General features: G+C 51.9%; 1 protein-coding gene. It reads right to left on the bottom strand.

Annotated elements, in window-relative coordinates:
• Positions 1-254 (bottom strand): SDR family NAD(P)-dependent oxidoreductase (locus tag AAEZ03_RS26555; RefSeq protein WP_350582761.1); only part of this gene is annotated, 254 nt, incomplete at its 3' end.
• Positions 255-320 lie beyond the last annotated feature (66 nt).

Below are 320 nucleotides of genomic sequence, written 5' to 3'. Positions count from 1 at the left end.
ACGCCTTTTAGCATGGATTTGACCGCATCTTCAATTTTGAGCTCGCCTGCCAGCTTTTTCATACCGACGCCAGCTTCTGCCATGACACCGACTTCGGCTTGCGTGAGTGGTGTGTCTATCGGCGGCGGCGCAAAAACGGTGATGTCGATACCGAGTGGTTTCCATTCAAAGCTGATTGACTGCATCATGCCCCAGATAGCAAATTTGGAGGCGCTGTAAGAGCTGTAACCGTAGCTACCAGTAAACGATGCCATCGAGGCAGTCACCATCACTTGCTTGCCACGTGATAAGAACGGACGTATCGCAGCTAAGACGTTGCG

Source organism: Pseudomonas sp. HY2-MNA-CIBAN-0224, from assembly GCF_040310285.1.
GTDB classification, from domain to species: domain Bacteria; phylum Pseudomonadota; class Gammaproteobacteria; order Pseudomonadales; family Pseudomonadaceae; genus Aquipseudomonas; species Aquipseudomonas helleri.
This window is presented reverse-complemented; position numbering and strand designations above follow the sequence as displayed.